A 17,675-nucleotide genomic window follows, 5' to 3' on the forward strand; every position below is an offset into this window, starting at 1 on the left:
CTTAAACCCTCGCAAATGAATAAGATGTACTTACAAGCCGAAAAATCTCTCCGTTGGCGATCCCAATCAAATTAGTTGGGATTTCATAACAAAGAGACACCTGATACATAGGTAATCTGCGGCCTCGTGATGTCAGCGGGAGTATTTCTATTGCTTTTTCTTTGGTGATATCACTCATGTCTGGAAAGTCACATCCGTGTATGCTCCCTTTGGTCAGAGTCTTTTGAACCCTTCGGTAATTCACTTTCCCTCCAGATAAAGCCGTTTCTTCTAGTCTTATCTCGTCGATACGCATCCCAAATTTGGTTTTATCAAAGTTTGGAATCATTCGTTTCATCGAAGCAGAAGCAATCACAAACGCGTTGTGTTCTGTTTTTCGACAGTCACCCGCACAAATATCCATATTGGCATTAAACAATTGTTTTCGTTCAGCAAAGATGGTGGTCAATGAATAAGAAGCTCTGTCGAGTTGACCCTTTTTATTGATGGCTAGCATATGGTTCACGACAACAACAAAGATCCCTGACGCAAAGACCAAAACCATCGCCAACTCAACAGCAAATGCACCTTTTTGTTTAACTTGCACAACCCGCTCCCTGACCAATTTTGAATGAACATCTTTCATATTCTTGAATAGTGATAATTTCACGCTTAATAGGCATATCTGGGAACCATATCGATACAATCGGATCATAGGTGTATTCCAAAGCGTAAACAGCCAATGCCATATCTTCTGGTTCATCTTTCTTATCTGGGCATTTATCAGCGGAAGCGTAAGTATCCGTGCATTTCAAAAATCCCTCGTAGTCTCGAAAATAGTTAACATGAATAACTACACTCCCCTCTTTGACTACGTTGCTCCACAAAGATCCGCCCGCTTTGTCCAACTCGTCTTTGATCATCTGGCCGTAGTTAATAGAGTTACTACTGTTCGAGTCGCCCGCTTTTTTTGTTCGCATCACCGCAGTCGTTAATGCGTGATCAGTCATGCTCATTGAGAAGGTCAAAATACAAATTTCAACCCACCCAAAGACAATAGCCAGAAAGATCGGAATACCCATGGCAACTTCAACCGTCAACGACCCCTTTTGCTTTCGTTTAAACGATTTCATAGTCGGACATACCTTTTCTTGGTGTAATCAACAACGAATGCTCCCTTAATATCGATACTGTTTAAGAACGCTTTCGCTTCATCTAAGTCATTAAAATCACCAATGCAATAACGCTTCCACAATCCATGTGTATACGAATAAACAGAGCCATAATTTGTTTTTAAGTAATTCAAGAAATCCGAAGGAATCGCCGTATACGTCGCTAACACTTGTACTCGATAAATAGGTTTTGCACCGGGTTTAAGTTTTCTTGGGTCAAGCACCGAGCCATCGACACTGTGTCTAGAAGCTTGAAACTCCCCGGTCGTATCTAATTTACTGACTCGCGATGTCGGTGCTACAAAGCCACCTGAATTAACTTGAGAACCAATAAGCTGTTGTTCCATTTCTATCGTTGACTGTGTCACGGCCTTCTTCCCTTTGCTTTTAGATATTGACCTCATTAATGCAGATAGCTGCTTGTGAGCCTGCTCATCACTATTCGAATGTTTTAGAACTTCCAATGCGATATCCGGTCGCTGAGATTTAACCGAAGATAGAATCAAGTTAGAACTCACTCTCTGGTCGTTTGGATTTGACAGGTAAAGGTCATATAAAATGTCCGTCGCACCCAAATAGTCAGACTGCATTATTTTTACAACGGCGATATTGTTTCCGGCTTCTCTGTCTGAGGCTCCTTGCTTGCGACTTTCCTCAAAATGCTCAATAGCTTCGGTAAATCGCTTTTGTTGCGCTAATATTTTTCCGGTTAAAAGTTGATATTCATATTCTGCTCCACCTTCATCCCGATAATTTTTTAGCTCTTCTAATGCGTACTCAAAGTTTTTTTTCTGATAGTAAATTCGAGCATTGGTTAGAATGAATTCCGGATCATCAAGGTCACTTTCACTATAGGTGCTTCGATATAATTCAGCCGATTTGATATCTTTAAGATCTAGATACAAATTAACAAGCTTTACTTTATATACCGAGTCAGATTGGATATTCGCCTTATAAAACTCTATAAGCTTTTGTGAATCACCCGATCCAATAAGCAATTGTTCTTTGGTATCAAGTTGATTATTAACCGTTGTACAGCCAGAGATTAAAACCAACATGATTACGGTTAATATATACTTTCTTATCACATCAACATCCTCAAAATACCAGGGGCAGCAATTAGCACAACAATAGGAACCATGATAAAAGCGATAAGTGGGATTGACATTTTTGCCCCCATCTTTCCAATCCGTTCTTCTAAATCCATCATGTTTAGCTCTCGAATATCAGTAGCTAAGGTCGATAATACGGGACCGACAGAAGAACCAAATTGGAGGCTCTGTACCAAGGTCATTACGAAACTTTGTGACTCACTGGTTGGTACGAGTTCGTAAAATTCTTCCAATGCCTTTTCAAGACCCACCAGGCGCGAGCGTTCGACTGTCACTCTCACAACATGAGCAAGGTTACTGTCTACTGAGTGAAGTTCTTTCGCCAAGTACTCTAGGCTAGACTCAATAGTCATACCGGTATGGACACAAACATTCATAAGATCGAGTAAAAAAGGTAACCTTGAACTGATATGCTTTATATTGGCTTTGCCTCGAGCAGACACATAGGAATCCGGCGCGATGACAAACGCTAATAAGGCCCCCAATAAATACAGCAAAGAAAATATTACTTCGGTTTTACCGTTAAAGAAGTCAAGACCAATTAATACTAGGCAGATACTAAAAGGGATTATTTTCAATAAATAGTAAGCATCAGCAAGGAAGTCATTGTAAAAACCAGCTGCGACTAATTTCCGTTTAGTTTCATGCTTATTGAAACTAAGCCGAGACAAAATAGCCTTAAATAAATCCGTTCGTTTCTTTTCTTCGCGTGTTGAACCAATTATTTTTCGAGTTTCTATATTTGCTCTCGTGTTATCCCAGAAACGCAAGCAATACGTTGCTAGAACCATAGAGATAATAAATATGACACTCCAAACAATTGCGGTTTCAAAGTCCATCAATTGACACCTCGCAAAATCAGCCAGATGCAAAAGAAACCTAATAATTCGCTCACTAGAACGTAATAAAAAATAGGTTGTCCCGCTTCCTCAAACATAACAAAGCTGTAGTTCTCAGGGCTTGTAAACTTCAAGATGATAAGAAAAATTACGGGCAAACAGGCGATAATTTTGGCAGAAGCTCGCGCTTCTGAGGTCAATGCATTTTTCTTTTTCTCAACAGCTCGAGAATCAAACATTAGTCGATTAATTTTATTGATCACATCTTTGAGCTGACCACCCCGAGCTAGGTTGATTCTTATCGTTGAAGCGAAAAAGAAATACTCTAAATAAGGAAAAGTATTGCTGCTACGCTCAAGAACATCATCAGGGTCTTCACCAATAAGTAACCGCTCAGCCATAAGTTTGAACTCTTTGCCCACATCATTATCAAGCTGCTTACCCACGTACTCGAACGCATGAATGATGCTTTGACCAGAAGAAATAGCGCCGCTCAAAATGTTCAAAGCGTCTGGGAAGTTAGTTTTGAAACGATCCATCTGTCTTTGCTTTAACTTTGTGTAAAAAACAAAGAACAAAATCGGTTCAGCAAGGAGTAAGCAAACGAAATAATCCTGACGCAAGAAAAACTCATTGATCGCATAGACTGCCGATGCTGTCACAGACACAAATAGGATTAACTTCAAAGACATATTAGGTTGAAAGACTTTGATAGTCTTCTTGTAACTTTTCCTCAACCGGGCTTTGTAACTCTCTTCAAACTGTTGTGAATCAATAACAGAGCGAACACCTTTAACCCCTTCAAATTCAGCTTCCATCTCAATTAAGCTGCTCAATTTTTTGTTTTGACGAGAACGATGGATAAGGAAGTAAAGTAGCAAAGCGCTCCATGAAACAATCAGTATTAAGGTCATGTAAATATCTCCTTTACTGCTTGTTCTAAACCAAAGAATTTTGCACGTTCATAAATCACAGAACGAGTCGATAAACCGGGTGTTCTGAACTCACCTTCCATCTTTCCATCTTTGAAATTTGAAGTAGCTTCATAACGAAAAATGTCTTCCATCACCACGCTATCCCCTTCCATCCCGATAATTTCAGAAATGTACATCACCTTACGGCTGCCATCGTGGAGGCGCTTAACTTGAACGATAAGGTCTACTGCACTAACGATGGTTCTTCGTATTGCTGATATTGGCAGACTGGCTGTTGCCATCATCACCATGCTCTCAGTACGAGCAATGGCATCACGAGGTGTGTTAGCGTGCAATGTTGACATAGATCCGTCATGGCCAGTATTCATGGCTTGAAGCATCTCAAAGGCTTCACCACCACGACACTCACCCACAATGATTCTGTCGGGACGCATACGAAGGGCATTAATCACAAGGTCACGCGCGGTGATCTCTCCCGTCCCTTCAACGCTGGTTTGTCGAGTTTCAAGCCTTACGATGTGAGGTTTTTGAAGCTGTAGCTCAGCAGCATCTTCAATGGTAACAATACGTTCAGTTTCACCAATGAACCCAGATAACGCATTCAACAATGTCGTCTTACCTGAACCCGTACCACCAGAGATCAATATGTTGCACTTGCAGTGACTGGCTATAGACAACAGCTTTGCCATTTCCACAGACATGGCACCAAACTCAGCTAGATTCTCAAGCCTAATTTTTTGTTCTTTGAACTTACGAATAGAGATAGATGTACCATCTATTGCAAGCGGTGGAATTACAATATTGACACGACTGCCATCCATCAAACGAGCATCACAAAGAGGTTTCGATTCATCAATACGACGACCTACATTCGAAGCGATTCGTTTAGCGATGGTGTTCAGTTGCTTCTCATTAACAAATTGAATGGGTGACTGTTCAACTTTGCCATTGATTTCAATGAAAATATCGGAAGGTCCATTGATCATGATATCCGATATGTCATCGTTATCGACTAAAGCCTGCAGCGGCCCAAGGCCTTTTAACTCGTCGAGCAATGCTTTGACTAGGTCAACGCGCTTAAGAGAACTGACTTGCAATTGCTTTTTGTCGATCAATATATTGACTGAATCTTTAAGCTGTTCTTCTAGCTCTTGATTACTGATTTCAACAAGCGTCGCGGCGTCCAAAGCATCGAAGATTTCATCTCGAAGCTGGATGTAAATTTCTTTTAATTGATTCATTTTCTAAACAAACTGAAACGTGATTTGGTTTTAATTTTCTTGCCTGTTAACGTGGCAACCATACTCAGAACGGCAGTCGAGGACTTAGATTTAAGCAGCTCATTAATACCCTGCTGCACCACTATTTTTTCAAGTGACGGCTCATACATAAAATCAATGCTATCTTTGGCTTTGATCCTCTCTTTCGCACTCGCGAGTGTCACCATGAAGTCTTTCGCTGGTCTATTCAGATTAAAAATAATCTGGTGTTCAGATTTACCGATCTTCTTCTTCAACGAGTTATATGAACGCAATGAAGAGACCGAAGGTTCGCAAACAATGAAGATACGGTGATACTTATCCGATAACTCCTGATCATGCATCTCTTCGTAACAAGACAGCGGCGCTGAGTCGATAATAAAGTTATATTGATCAATAAGTTGACTCGAAAGGTTGTACAGCGTCGATGCATGATCAGAGAGGCAGGCAACATTCTTCTCTAGAACCAAATAATCAAGTTTCTCTTTAACGCCATGCACATAGGTTTTCGCTATCGCACTGTCAATGTCGATCTGATTTAAATCGATACTATTGTGTTTGGCTTTCAAGCCTTTTACACCAATATAAATGTCGCTGTTTAGCGCTCCTGAATCATGATCCACCAAGAGTGTCTTTAGGTTTGCTTGCTCTGCTAAGGAATGTGCTAAAACAGAACTTACGCAAGATACTCCAATGCCGCCTTTGGTTCCCAACACTAATATACGTTTAGCTACTCGCGTTTTTTTTACGGTGCTTTCCCCTTCTTGCGTCGCTTTTAATGCCGCAAGTAACGCATCAAGCTCAGAGTCCCACAAGACATAAGTAGCACCCAGAGAGTGCACTTGGTTACGCAGTTTTATAGAGTCGACATCGCAGAGAACAAGCAAAGAGATGTTCACATCTAAGCGAATAGAAATCTCGGACACTTGTTCAATAACGTTGGATGCGCTGCGAAGATCAAGTACAACATGATTCAGCTTGATGTTTGACTGATTCCAAACACCATCTAAATCAATATCAGTCACTTCAAGTGGTTTAGGAAAGCCTTCAATCGCGTATAGATCATTAATCGATTCAGTTAAGGCGCTATCGTCTGAAACAATGAGATCGGTAGCCTCAACTGTCGACTTCATTTTCGAAGACGAATTACGAAACAAGATATCCAAGTCCATAGCTATTTCGCCTTCTTAATTGGATTGACCAAGCTAATATTACGATTGTGTTCGACACTACAGCCAAATTGATAATCTTCCCTTTTAGAGAACACCATCACGCCACAGTCACTGCTTTTAATTCGGACATATCGACCTATGATTAGGATGTTTTTTTCTTGGTCATGATCGGCAAGCTCGACTTTATATCTGTCTTTAGAGATGGACTCTGACTTAAATCGATCGCTTAACTTCGCGACAAACTCACTCGCATTAGGCTTATATCTAACTAAAAACGTTGCCTTTGGCTCTCTTACGTTGAGATCTCGAATAAAAGCCACAGAACGGGGCATCGAAACTTCATCAGTCGTCATGTCAAATTCAAAGCGTTCCTCTAATTGTTCAATAACACTAGAGTTACTGGTATCAAGATGAGTACAAGCAGAAGTGAAAAAAGCTATTAAAGTAATAACGATCCATCTCATTAGTTGAACCCTCCTTGATTAATCGTGTCTTCCAACTCAGGTTCATCGAGATCTGAGAGGTCTATTCTTAGCAATCGTTCGAGATCACTGGTACGTCTAAAGCTTGGTAACTTAACTTGTTCTTGCTCGACGGGATCAACGAGATTGACAGTCGCAACAATGATTAATTCCGTTTTAGATCGGTTCGTAGAAGTGTGGCTAAATAGAGCCCCTAGGATTGGGATGTCCCCCAAAATTGGTATCTTGGTTAACGACTCTCGCTCTTCTGACGTAAGTAGCCCCGCCAGAACAAAGCTTTGCCCGTCTTTTAAATGAACCGTCGTTTGAGCTCGTCGAGTTCTTAAAGAAGGCACAGAAATTAGACCTGTCGTAGTTTTGTTCGATTCATCAATAGAACTGACTTCAGGGATCAAGGTTAAACGGATATTTTCCGTATCAGTAACCTTGGCAACCATGGCCAACTTAACTCCATACTCTTTATATGAAATGGTTATCCCGTCTTCATCTCGAACAGCGATTGGTATCTCGCCCCCTGCTAGGAAGCTAGCCTGCTCACCCGAAATAACAGAAAGGTTGGGTTCGGCCAATACCCGCCCGATTTTGTCATCACCACTTGCGGAGATAACAGAAACAATATCTTGAGCCGTAAAATCAAGGAGCTTATTAACAAAAGTACCCGGCTCTCCACTGTCACTATAGGTAACGCCTAACTCGGTAAGAAAAGAGCTCGAAACTTCTGCGACCGTCAACTTAACGTTGATCTGTTCAGTCGTAAGCACTTTGAGATTATTAATGACTTGGTCATAGTAATATTGAGTGGTGAACTCCAGTTCGTCTAAAACCTCTCCACCAGCATCTTTCAATTCGTATGTCTTGCGTCGGCGTTCTTTCTTCAGCATTTCACCAACCAGTCGATGAATCTTTTTCTTAATCTCTTCGCTACCGACAATACCGTCTAATACCACTTGGTCACCGACATTGGAAACCATAACGCTTTCATCAGGAAATCGAGCAATGAGCGTTTGCTTAAGAAGTCTTAAGCTTTGGTTGACAACCAATTCCGCATTGTAAATTTCATTTCCGCCACGATCATAAACAATCACTGAGGTAGTACCCTGGCCAACGCCGTAAACCACAACCTTGTTTTCATCGATAATTTTGTAGTCCGCTATTTCTTGATTCGCCACAAATACCGTTGATATCTGTCGCTTCAAATTAATGGTTTTCGCGGCGCCTTGATCCAAGTTCATTAATTCTGATGCGAGTAATGGACAAGAAAGAATCCCGCACAATAGCAAGGCTATATTTTTCTTCTTTAAAGTCATGTTATTCCTTACCACGTAATTCTCTGACACCGAACTGAGTTTCTAAAAGGTCACTACTGCGGATAGATAAATAGCGATTCTCGATTTCAGATGGAATAATATTCACATCACCGATTTTTTGAGCCATTTCGAGTTTCAAAACGCTCCGCATATTTAATGCAATAACTAAGCTGTATTTTTTGTCTTCGGCATCTTCTGAATCAGTATCTTCACTGCTCCCTTTTATTACCTGTAAAACTCGCGCTCCACTGATAATCACTCGACTAACGAGGTCCCCGATATCTCCATAGCCATTCTCAACGAGGTTTGATTTTGAAGAAGTTGTAGAAACGAAGCTCACTTTATCACCAGGGGTAAGGGTTGCGGTCTGTACTACTCCAATACCGGTTACTTCATAAAAATAAGGTAATTCACCGTCATTTAGTGACAGGTACATATAATCTCGATCTCCAGGGTTAGAGATCATATCTTGTGTTAAGTAAGTACCTTCAGAGATGTCTTCTTTAAATAGAGCACCAGGTTCAACAATAAGGTCATCTTCTAACGTATAGTAGTAACCATTTAAGTCAGATATATGAACAAATTTCTTGTCATAAAATTTAGGAGCCAACGGTTGAGAACGTTTAATCGCTTTCTGAGTGACTAAAATGCTGACCTTAGGTTCTTCTTTCTGCTGAACTTCCTGTGGAGCTTCATCAGATGACATATAGTTCATATTGATATAAATCAATGTAGAGAAAATAGAAAAAGCGACAAGAAGGAGAATGATAATTCTGTTCATATTAAGCCTAAAACAGGGGCAAAAGCCCCTTTATATATTATTCTTAGTGGCTGATTACTTGCCTGTAGTAGCTGTAGTCAAATTGGTGGTCACTTTAGTTAATGCACCAGTGATAGCATTTTTAAGCGCATCAGTTTGAAATGCCGCTAATACTAGAGCCGACATTACAACAGCAATAATTGCATATTCCACAGCGGTAACACCGCGTACATCATCTTCGAACTTCATTTTTAGTTCAGCTAGTTTTGCAAGAGTTTTGTAATACATAATAATCCTATAAAAAGTATATTGACCATTGGTCTAATTGAAATTGCGAGTAAAATTTACCCGATACAAAAACATACATCCAATTAATAGTTATTATGATCGCATAACATAAACTTATTTCACTCGCATGAATTTTTTTTATGAGCTTATAATAATTAACAATATGGTTTGTATTGATATAGATAACTATTACCTATACCCTATATTTATGAATATAGATTTATTATTTTATACCACTTTAATTTTTGTAAACTTTTTAATATTAGTATGCGTGTGTTTTTTCGATGGGAAGCATAGAAAGATACCAAACAATCTCAGTAAGACAGCTTTAATATTTAGCATTTTCGTCGCGTTGCATAATGGCCACTTGATGTCATCTTTACCTATTGCAGTTCTCTGCTTCGTGGTGTTTTTGATACTTTGGTACCTAAGAGTGATTGGCGCTGGAGATGTAAAGTTACTTTGCGCCTTAATCATTGGTATACAACCCGAACTAGTTGTAGCAACATTGATTTTTATAGGGTTTCTTGGTGGTGTGGTCGTTTCCATTATGTACATAATAGGAAAAGTGGTAGGCTTTGATAGCTATAAAAAAGGCATCCCTTACGGGATACCTATTGCTTTAAGTTGTTTTATTTTTAGCACAGTATCAATATTATCAAACTAATTACATAACATTATGATTCAATACAGGTGTCGAAATATCACTTATTTGAAATAACTGTTGAATCTTATCTTTAATTCCTAATGTCTCTAATTCTTGTGAAATCTCATCGCTACACCAAACATACATATTCACTTTTTGACGTAATGGTATTGTTTTACAATTATTATTACATATTGACCACTCAGGAAAAACGAGAATAGTACCGTTGGTTTCCAGTTCATTTTTTAAGAACTGACATGAGCTTGTTTTTACCCAGCTTGATACATGTGAAGAATCAATATTATAGTCATTAAGCAACTCTTGAACATAAGATTTAGGTAAAGAACTACAATAAACAACTCTCTGAGGGTAACACTCGTGCGGGTCAAGTGAATTAGAATGTGCGATAACATAATTCACAGTTTTTAACTGATAGGATTTTCCATTATCTTGTGAAATTCTATCCATCGTGAATATTAAGTCGTAGCGAGACGAATCCAATAGAGAAGACTTAGTAAAACTGTTTATGGACAAGTCTATATTATTCAACATTCGAAACTCATTGATTACACGTTCAACCATCTCGAAGCAAAAAGATTCAGCAATCGCTATATTGAATTGATCTCGTAACTCAACTTTTTCTAGATCTTCAAACAGCCTTTCGTACATAGACATTGTTTGATCTGCGTAATCGAGTAATACTTTTCCGTGTTTAGTGAGTAAAAACCCTTCCTTTCGATCAAAAATACTCGCCCCGATCGTATTCTCGATTTTTTTAATATGTTGAGAAACCGCAGGCTGTGTCATAAATAAAGACTCAGCTGCAACTGTAAAACTTTTGTGTTTAGCAACGTGTGAAAATGTTCTTAAATATTTGACGTCGATAGACCTGTTGACGTTTTTCATGGTGCAAACTACCCCGATGTTGCGTTATTTTATTAATTATTCTTATTAAAAATCAGCGTAAAAGTAACAATAGTGCCATTCAGATACAAAAAAACATTATTTATATAGTCATAAATAATGTTTATATCCATCTAAATAAAAAAATAATTTTTCCGCACCAACAACTGATTCACAAATCCTTATGTGCTTTTACAAACAACATATTCCACTTGCCCTTTGTGTACCAGAGTCCTGACACAACACACTCCTAGAGCAAATGACAATCAACACAATTATAACCAAAACCTATGCACTCACCACCTTAATGATATGTAAAAGCTTTGAAATTTATGTAAATAATCAACATTTATAAGGCTAAAGTTCAAAAGTTGCTCAAACTGAGCATTGTTCATTTTTGTGATCTAGATTGCACACAAGTGAAACTACATGCCTATAAATGTATATCTTGATTCATAAATGCGACAAATTGTTTCATTTTTTGGAGCAAAATTTAGAACCGGACAAAAAAAAGAGCTAACCAATATAGCTCTTTTTTGTCATTTTATTCTATCGCTGTACTCTCAATCGGAAGAGTAAACACAAAATTAAAAGAATAGACAATGAGGAACCTCCCCCTGACGAATCGTTTTGAGTTATAGGAACCGAAGATTCATTTGAAACATTCGGTAGAACTTCTATATCGAATGAACCAATCCATTCATCACCACTGGCCGATAGAGCCCTATATTTAATAGTGTCATATAGAGCCAACTTACGTTGAACCGGTGCGTTATAAATGATCTTACTATCGACAATTTTTGCAATACCATTACGTGGAGATTCCAATATATATAATGTGTGAACATCTCCTTTAATATTAGGAACCAAATCGATTTCATCTCCATATTTTACTTGCAAAGATTTAGTACCCAAGAGTGATGCTTGCTTTCTTCGAACATCAACCACTACAGACTGCTTTGTATACCCTCCTGACGAGTCCTTCACCATAATAGAAAGTTTGTATTGCTCACCTTCCAAAGCATCACTAGGTATCGTCACTTTAAGAATTTTAGATTGTGCGCCACCTAACGACAGTCTTGGTCCTTGTACTTGAGACCACGTGATTTGATGCTCCGAAGAATCGACATCGATAATATTAGTTACTGTGAATATTACGGTTTCACCAGGCTCAGACTTTGCGTGTAGCCGATCTAGAGTGAACTTCGGGGCATCATTCACTGGATTTATTTCAACGTCCACATGAGCAAAGTCCGTCTTATCCCCAAGTCGACCTACCAAACGGTATGTAAAATTGTCACGGCCAAACTGATCAGAAAATGGAAAGTAAGTGCCATCTTTTATCGCCCCTTTAGTCGGCTTCTGCCCTAGTTCTACAACATAATTATTGGGCTTCGGTAAATTTATATCATTCGCCAACAGATCGAGCATAAAAGGGATGTCTTCATCGGTCGATATCCTATCGTCGACAACAATAGGTTTGTTTTGTGTCGGAAGTTCAAAAAGTACTGCAAAAGGGAAATTCTGGCCAAACCCACGGCTCAAACCTCGAGTTTTGTAATCAGAGATGGTTCCTGAAAACTGTCTTTTCCTTTGTCCGTCTCCTAAATACGCATCTAAAAACTGTGTTGAGTATTCAGGAGTACCATTTTCGATCTCTAGGACAATTAACTTAGAGCCCAAGCCAAGTTTAATTTTCTCATCAAAAATGATTTGTCCACCACCTTGCTGAGCGATACCTCGCTGTAACAATCGAGCAGCCTTTTCATCAATAACAGCATTGCCGAATCTTGATTGATATGGATATTCCACCAAACGATAGAACATAGGCATCGCGACGCTCGTTGCTTTCGCATAAAAATGAATCCCCGCAATGTCTTGTTTGCCTTTAACCACATCAATGGAGAAGCCTAGAACGTTGGTATTTGAATTGTAGCGCGGATAAGTCCTTCCAAAAGAGGTTACCCAAGACGATTTATTGTTTGAGTTAGGCACTAATAAAGAGAAACTCGCTTTGGTATCGTCACTGACAATATTGGTTATTGAGATATCCGTCTTTCTTCCTGCCGTAATCGTCGTTAAGGAGGGTTCGGACTCATCAGAAAGATTAGTAACCGATTCTCTACCAGGGAAAACATCACCATTGTCTCCAGATGAAAAGCCGCTCTCAAGTAAGCCCTCTCCATCGGCTTGGAAAACTTGCACTTGCATGGGACCCGAACTGTTGAATTGGTTATCTATATTCACTGCTGTTATTAGTAAGCCCTCTCCACGAAGCGCTTGGTCGTAATTGTTTTTGCGCCTATTTTCAACGTAAGCGCGAGGGCCAAATTGCTTGAGGTAAGGATCGAGGTGAATAACGCTTTCGCCCTTGATTGTGTTTATGTCGACACTGCCGTTATTAGAGAGTACTTTCGGCTTTAAAAAACCTGATGCCTCTTTGCTCCACGCCAACATGTTAACGGGAGTTTCGCCAGCATACTGATCACTGGGTTTGCTCCCCCAGCTACCTCCTCCCATTAGTCCCCAATGCCCAATGGAACCGTCATGCTTGTAAGAATATAGATCCGGCAGCCCTAACATCAGGTGTCCAAGCTCGTGAGCAATAACACCCATGGTTGATTGGTGGTCACCTTGATAATCTGCGAATAGGCAGTACGCACTAATACGCTTCCCGTCTATCTCGACAGTTCGGTGAGCAAACTTGTGCGGCCAAATAGTGGGTTTTTTACGTGTGCCACTAGATTTGTCATTACCCGCAAACACAAACATAACGGACAGTTCTTGTGGGGAGATACTATCGTCATTGTTGTAGTCGTATTGAGAGAGATTAAAGTCAACATCTAACGCTTCATACGCCTTGGTGAACACATTATTAAGTTTACTTTGGCAATTACTTTCAGACTTAGAGTGACAATCTGGATGATCTATATCCAACGTGACATTAATAACGCCATCGTTTTTTGTTCCTTCGTTTTCTTTGGCCGGAACAACTTTATAATTCCCATAACTATTTTTAAGAAAGTAATCTTGAACACTTTGTTGATTTTCACCAAATATCGTCGACTGAAAGTCATTTTCTATCTGTTCGTTTGAAAAGCTAACTTGTACTACCAACAAAGCTTGCTCAGTGATTCTTTTTTTCGAGGGACTTTTTAGAAGTGATCGTTGATTTTCTATTGGATTAAATCTTTTAAGGTTTGCAGCCGGTGAGTCAAAAGATTCATTGAAGTGTATTGGATCGATTTTCAGGTTTTTTATGTTTGATTCTATTGGCACTTCAGCTTCACTCGAAGCCAGCACTCCAGTAGAAACAACTTTGCCTGTACCATCATCATTTGTTTCGTATTTGGCAAAATACCATTGGTTATCAGTGTTCTGAACGTATATGTGACCATCATGGTCTTGATACCAAAACATATGCTGGGAGCCCATTAATCGCAGTTCTTTTGTACTGCCATCAATAAAGGTCATCGTGTGCCAGGTCGGCGCAGGTAAAGTAGTCGCTTGTACAGAGTAAACAGCAATGAGCGCTGTAATAAATGTACAAATTAATGTTGTCCTCATTAGGCTAATCTCGTTAGTCGAATTTCTCAGAAAGAGATAATTCATTTATTAAATGAAACGAGACCTTATCAATGAGGAAATATATTAACCAATTAACTTTCTAACTAAACCTATAAGTAATATTTATAATCTTAAAAATATAAACATTACTTATAGTTGCATAAATTTATTATAATAAAAAAGATAGGTAATAGATAACTCTATCTTTTATTCGATTAATTTTTGATTAATCCGTGTACCTATTCAAATAATAGATCTTTCCCCAAAAAACTATTGAGATACTTGTTTCATCTGCTCATCCAAGTTAAGTACCGTCAAAGCATTACTTACACTAGTCGCAATCACATCAACCACACCTGTTCTTAGTGCACCTAACAGAGCTAATGGCTTACTGTTCTCGGCAGCGATAGCAATTACCTCTGCGATGGGGCGGAACTCTTCCAAGCCTAAGCCGATGACTCGGTCACTCATCACAGTGTTTGCGGCTTTGCCGTGTACATCAAAAAAGTCATAACCCGCAAAGTCACCGACGACACCTTGAAGTAAACGAGATTGGACGACCTCTCCCGCCGTAAACCAACCTAGGTCGACCATATAGCTGTTTTCACTCATATCACCAATACCCACTAATGCGACATCTGCCTTGCGGGCTAGATCGAGTGTCTGCTTAACAGTACTGTTCTCCATGAATGCGGTTTTTTGTGCTTTGTTCTCTGCATAAGCTGGCGCGTATAAGGTTTCTGATGAACCGCCGTACTTCTTAGCTAGCTGTCTACATATATGGTCGGCATTAAACATACCGCCTCTTGGGTGAATACCGCCGATACCACATACGAATTTACAGTCACGTGGCGTGATCACACCAGTATGGTGAGCGACCGATGATACGTTTCGACCTTGCCCGACCGTCACTACCATGCCGTTTTTTAAGGTACTCGTTAGATAGTTCGACACCAAGCCCGCAACCTGTAAACGCTGCTTATCTTCATTTGGCTGATCAAGAGCGACTAATGCACGCTTCACACCAAACCTTTCGATGAGACGCTGTTCAATTTTGGCACTGAAGACAGGGTGGTATTTCACGGTGATCTCAACAATCCCTTCATCGCGGGCTTGTTTGAGCATTCGACCAACCTTTGCACGAGAGATAGAGAACTTTTTGGAGATCTCTTCTTGAGTCGCACCATCTTGATAGTAGGCAACGGCGACTTCGGTTAGGAGATCAGTGTTTTCTTCGGAAACATCTTGGATATTGTTACTCATATACCACTCAACCAATATTTAACAATTATTTTACCTGCTGTACTTCCTAATATAGGAGAGCTCAGTAAGTGATACACAAGCTTACACCCTGAGCATATGTAACAACAAGGAACATTTGCTCAGCATTATAACCATAGTTTTGCTGTTGATTAATTCACCTCACTTTGTTCGTTAAACGTTTGCTTGCATACCCCATGATTACTAGAGCGAAATATATTTGACTGAAGTCACCATACAGCACTATTTACCGTTGACTTTGGGGCTAGATCGGATAAATATGGCTACATCATTTACTCATCGAGCGATCAAATGTTCTGTGCAAATGTTCGTTCGGAGAAAAATTTAAATTAATGTAAGTTTGACTCACTGGTACAACCATGAGGAACTTCATTAGTTCGCTTGCAAATGCCCACACCTCTCCCATTAAAGGGGTGTTCTGCGATACATAGGATGATCAAAATGAGCAATAAATTAGAGCAACTTCGTAAACTAACAACTGTTGTAGCTGACACTGGCGATATCGAAGCTATCAGCAAGTACACTCCTGAAGATGCAACAACTAACCCATCTCTAATTCTTAAAGCCGCTCAAATTGCTGAGTACGCACCTCTAATCGATGCTTCTATCGAATACGCTAAAGCACAAAGTGGCGACAAAGCACAACAAGTTCAAGACACTTGTGACATGCTTAACGTTAACATCGGTAAAGAAATCCTTAACGTTGTACCTGGCCGCATCTCTACTGAAGTAGATGCTCGTCTTTCTTACGACATGGAAGGCAGCGTTGCTAAAGCTCGTCAACTTATCAAAATGTACAACGACGCTGGCATCACTAACGACCGCATCCTTATCAAACTGGCTTCTACTTGGGAAGGCATCCGTGCTGCTGAAATCCTAGAGAAAGAAGGCATCAACTGTAACCTAACGCTTCTATTCTCTTTCGCTCAAGCTCGTGCTTGTGCTGAAGCTGGCGTATTCCTAATCTCTCCTTTCGTTGGTCGCATCATGGACTGGTACAAAGCGAAAGAAGGTCGCGATTTCGAAGCTTCAGAAGATCCAGGCGTAATCTCTGTTTCAGACATCTACAACTACTACAAAGAGCACGGCTACAAGACTGTTGTTATGGGCGCAAGCTTCCGTAACATCGGTGAGATCCTTGAACTTGCTGGCTGTGACCGTCTAACTATCGCTCCTCAACTTCTAGCTGACCTAGAAGCGGCTGAAGGCGAAGTAGTAGAGAAGCTAATCGACTCTAACGGTACTAAAGAGCGTCCTGCTGCAATGACTCACGCTGAGTTCCTATGGGATCACAACCAAGACCCAATGGCTGTAGAGAAGCTAGCTGAAGGCATCCGCAACTTCGCCGTTGACCAAGGCAAACTAGAAGACATGATCGCAGCTAAGCTGTAATCACTCTTACCAATTTCAAATAGGGGAACGTTCAGTTCCCCTACTTTTATCAATTTGTTTATCTTAATTTTTATTCGGAAGTTTCTATGAACCGCAAACATCTAGCTAACGCAATTCGTGCTCTAAGCATGGACGGCGTACAACAAGCAAACTCTGGTCACCCAGGCGCACCTATGGGTATGGCTGACATCGCTGAAGTACTTTGGCGTTCTCACCTGAACCATAACCCATCAAACCCAGAGTGGGCTGACCGCGACCGTTTTATCCTGTCTAACGGCCACGGCTCAATGCTGATCTACTCTCTGCTTCACCTAGCAGGTTACGAGCTTTCAATTGAAGATCTTAAGAACTTCCGTCAACTGCACTCTAAGACTCCAGGTCACCCAGAGTACGGTTACGCTCCTGGTATCGAAACGACTACAGGTCCTCTAGGTCAAGGCATCACCAACGCTGTTGGTATGGCGATGGCTGAGAAAGCACTTGCGGCACAGTTCAACAAAGAAGGCCACGACATCGTAGACCACTACACTTATGCATTCATGGGTGATGGCTGTCTGATGGAAGGTATCTCTCACGAAGCA

The 17,675-nt window shown here is 40.2% G+C and carries 16 protein-coding genes and 1 pseudogene; 3 read left to right on the top strand and 14 right to left on the bottom strand.

The features are described from left to right. Position 1 precedes the first annotated feature (1 nt). The 11 genes from tadF to OW495_RS19505 are packed head-to-tail and all read right to left on the bottom strand — an operon-like array spanning position 2 to position 9,305. Positions 2-586: a tight adherence pilus pseudopilin TadF gene (gene tadF, locus OW495_RS19455; RefSeq protein WP_065104645.1), complete on the bottom strand. Its 585-nt coding sequence runs from the start codon at positions 584-586 to the stop codon at positions 2-4. Beyond that, positions 576-1,112 carry a TadE family protein gene (locus OW495_RS19460; RefSeq protein WP_102344181.1) on the bottom strand — a complete coding sequence of 179 codons (537 nt, stop codon included), beginning with the start codon at positions 1,110-1,112 and terminating at the stop codon, positions 576-578. Before OW495_RS19460 ends, tadF begins: the two co-directional genes overlap by 11 nt. Continuing rightward, positions 1,109-2,239: a pilus assembly protein TadD gene (locus OW495_RS19465; protein ID WP_081276277.1), complete on the bottom strand. Its 1,131-nt coding sequence runs from the start codon at positions 2,237-2,239 to the stop codon at positions 1,109-1,111. Before OW495_RS19465 ends, OW495_RS19460 begins: the two co-directional genes overlap by 4 nt. Then, a complete protein-coding gene (locus tag OW495_RS19470) occupies positions 2,236-3,102 on the bottom strand; it encodes a type II secretion system F family protein (RefSeq protein ID WP_017077518.1) in 867 nt (288 codons plus the stop codon). Before OW495_RS19470 ends, OW495_RS19465 begins: the two co-directional genes overlap by 4 nt. Next, positions 3,102-4,016, bottom strand: a complete 915-nt coding sequence (locus OW495_RS19475; RefSeq protein WP_065104643.1) for a type II secretion system F family protein — start codon at positions 4,014-4,016, stop codon at positions 3,102-3,104. Before OW495_RS19475 ends, OW495_RS19470 begins: the two co-directional genes overlap by 1 nt. Next, positions 4,013-5,278, bottom strand: a complete 1,266-nt coding sequence (locus tag OW495_RS19480) for a CpaF family protein (RefSeq protein WP_289887858.1) — start codon at positions 5,276-5,278, stop codon at positions 4,013-4,015. The genes OW495_RS19475 and OW495_RS19480 overlap by 4 nt, the downstream gene beginning before the upstream one ends. After that, positions 5,275-6,468: an AAA family ATPase gene (locus tag OW495_RS19485; protein WP_065104642.1), complete on the bottom strand. Its 1,194-nt coding sequence runs from the start codon at positions 6,466-6,468 to the stop codon at positions 5,275-5,277. The genes OW495_RS19480 and OW495_RS19485 overlap by 4 nt, the downstream gene beginning before the upstream one ends. Before the next feature lie 2 nt (positions 6,469-6,470). Beyond that, positions 6,471-6,932 (bottom strand): ATPase, encoded by a 462-nt coding sequence (locus OW495_RS19490; RefSeq protein ID WP_289887860.1) that lies wholly within the window; start codon positions 6,930-6,932, stop codon positions 6,471-6,473. Next, positions 6,932-8,257: a pilus assembly protein N-terminal domain-containing protein gene (locus tag OW495_RS19495; protein ID WP_065104640.1), complete on the bottom strand. Its 1,326-nt coding sequence runs from the start codon at positions 8,255-8,257 to the stop codon at positions 6,932-6,934. Before OW495_RS19495 ends, OW495_RS19490 begins: the two co-directional genes overlap by 1 nt. Position 8,258: 1 nt before the next feature. Then, on the bottom strand, positions 8,259-9,038 hold the full coding sequence (locus tag OW495_RS19500) for a pilus assembly protein CpaB (RefSeq protein WP_289887862.1): 780 nt from the start codon (positions 9,036-9,038) through the stop codon (positions 8,259-8,261). A gap of 54 nt (positions 9,039-9,092) precedes the next feature. Next, complete coding sequence (locus OW495_RS19505) at positions 9,093-9,305, bottom strand: Flp family type IVb pilin (protein ID WP_065104638.1); 213 nt, start codon at positions 9,303-9,305, stop codon at positions 9,093-9,095. Between the two features lie 208 nt (positions 9,306-9,513). On the opposite strand from OW495_RS19505, the gene OW495_RS19510 reads away from it, so the two are divergent. Beyond that, positions 9,514-9,972, top strand: coding sequence for a prepilin peptidase (locus tag OW495_RS19510; protein WP_102530581.1), 459 nt, complete (start codon positions 9,514-9,516; stop codon positions 9,970-9,972). On the opposite strand, the gene OW495_RS19515 is transcribed toward OW495_RS19510, so the two are convergent. The 3 genes from OW495_RS19515 to OW495_RS19525 form a co-directional block, all read right to left on the bottom strand. Then, on the bottom strand, positions 9,973-10,857 hold the full coding sequence (locus OW495_RS19515; RefSeq protein ID WP_289887867.1) for a LysR family transcriptional regulator: 885 nt from the start codon (positions 10,855-10,857) through the stop codon (positions 9,973-9,975). Positions 10,858-11,403: 546 nt separating this feature from the next. Next, positions 11,404-14,421: a M6 family metalloprotease domain-containing protein gene (locus OW495_RS19520; protein ID WP_289887869.1), complete on the bottom strand. Its 3,018-nt coding sequence runs from the start codon at positions 14,419-14,421 to the stop codon at positions 11,404-11,406. 270 nt (positions 14,422-14,691) lie between these two features. Next, the gene (locus OW495_RS19525; protein WP_099165687.1) at positions 14,692-15,684 is read right to left on the bottom strand and encodes a sugar-binding transcriptional regulator; all 993 of its coding nucleotides are present in this window, start codon (positions 15,682-15,684) and stop codon (positions 14,692-14,694) included. A gap of 459 nt (positions 15,685-16,143) precedes the next feature. On the opposite strand from OW495_RS19525, the gene tal reads away from it, so the two are divergent. Next, positions 16,144-17,094, top strand: coding sequence for a transaldolase (gene tal / locus OW495_RS19530; protein ID WP_029223051.1), 951 nt, complete (start codon positions 16,144-16,146; stop codon positions 17,092-17,094). An 86-nt stretch (positions 17,095-17,180) separates the two neighbouring features. Continuing rightward, positions 17,181-17,675 (top strand): annotated as a pseudogene (locus tag OW495_RS19535) (transketolase); the annotation flags it as partial.

The organism is Vibrio sp. 14N.309.X.WAT.E.F5 (assembly GCF_030397615.1).
Taxonomy (GTDB): domain Bacteria; phylum Pseudomonadota; class Gammaproteobacteria; order Enterobacterales; family Vibrionaceae; genus Vibrio; species Vibrio lentus.

Coding starts and splice junctions, on each gene's coding strand:
- OW495_RS19510 (WP_102530581.1), top strand. CDS start 9,514: ATGAATATAGATTTATTATTTTATACCACTTTAATTTTTGTAAACTTT.
- OW495_RS19480 (WP_289887858.1), bottom strand. CDS start 5,278: ATGAATCAATTAAAAGAAATTTACATCCAGCTTCGAGATGAAATCTTC.
- OW495_RS19525 (WP_099165687.1), bottom strand. CDS start 15,684: ATGAGTAACAATATCCAAGATGTTTCCGAAGAAAACACTGATCTCCTA.
- OW495_RS19470 (WP_017077518.1), bottom strand. CDS start 3,102: ATGGACTTTGAAACCGCAATTGTTTGGAGTGTCATATTTATTATCTCT.
- OW495_RS19475 (WP_065104643.1), bottom strand. CDS start 4,016: ATGACCTTAATACTGATTGTTTCATGGAGCGCTTTGCTACTTTACTTC.
- tal (WP_029223051.1), top strand. CDS start 16,144: ATGAGCAATAAATTAGAGCAACTTCGTAAACTAACAACTGTTGTAGCT.
- OW495_RS19500 (WP_289887862.1), bottom strand. CDS start 9,038: ATGAACAGAATTATCATTCTCCTTCTTGTCGCTTTTTCTATTTTCTCT.
- OW495_RS19490 (WP_289887860.1), bottom strand. CDS start 6,932: ATGAGATGGATCGTTATTACTTTAATAGCTTTTTTCACTTCTGCTTGT.
- OW495_RS19505 (WP_065104638.1), bottom strand. CDS start 9,305: ATGTATTACAAAACTCTTGCAAAACTAGCTGAACTAAAAATGAAGTTC.
- OW495_RS19460 (WP_102344181.1), bottom strand. CDS start 1,112: ATGAAATCGTTTAAACGAAAGCAAAAGGGGTCGTTGACGGTTGAAGTT.
- OW495_RS19485 (WP_065104642.1), bottom strand. CDS start 6,468: ATGGACTTGGATATCTTGTTTCGTAATTCGTCTTCGAAAATGAAGTCG.
- OW495_RS19495 (WP_065104640.1), bottom strand. CDS start 8,257: ATGACTTTAAAGAAGAAAAATATAGCCTTGCTATTGTGCGGGATTCTT.
- OW495_RS19520 (WP_289887869.1), bottom strand. CDS start 14,421: ATGAGGACAACATTAATTTGTACATTTATTACAGCGCTCATTGCTGTT.
- OW495_RS19515 (WP_289887867.1), bottom strand. CDS start 10,857: ATGAAAAACGTCAACAGGTCTATCGACGTCAAATATTTAAGAACATTT.